Source organism: Filobacillus milosensis (genome assembly GCF_004402015.1).
Classification (GTDB): Bacteria; Bacillota; Bacilli; order Bacillales; family Alkalibacillaceae; genus Filobacillus; species Filobacillus milosensis.
In genome coordinates, this window is sequence record NZ_SOPW01000059.1 from 1 (window position 1) to 434 (window position 434).

Annotated in this window: 1 protein-coding gene; it reads right to left on the minus strand. The window is 32.3% G+C overall.

Going from position 1 to position 434, the window contains the following annotated elements; translation table 11 throughout:
- Positions 1-51: 51 nt before the first annotated feature.
- A partial coding sequence (locus E3U55_RS17625) for a hypothetical protein (RefSeq protein ID WP_194840974.1) occupies positions 52-434 on the minus strand: 383 nt, incomplete at its 5' end.

Genomic DNA, 434 nt, shown 5'->3' on the forward strand with positions numbered 1-434 from the left:
AACTTTAAGATCGCCATCTTCAACTATTGCCCCAAATAGTTAAATAAGAAGTTATTCTTTAATTAATTCTATATCGCCTGCTGTTGAATCAGGATTTTTATCAGTATAAGCAATCCAATACTTAAACTCTAACGTGACTTTATCAGAAACATCTTTATAATAAGTGACTGATTTTGCAGGTTTTCCGAAGACTTTTACTGCTTTATAATCTTCATCTCTTGGTCGAACGATTGTAACAATTGGGGTGCCTTCAGCAGCTATTCGATTTATCGGAAATGTAATAGCATCGCTATTTTTAATCCATTTTAACCCGCTGTTAGTTTGCTTTATAATGGCAACATATAGAAAGTCTTCTCCTGCTTTCTCGTAAGTAACAATTATATGATTATCTTTCAAATCAAAATCGATAATGTTATCCACTTTTGCTTGATTGT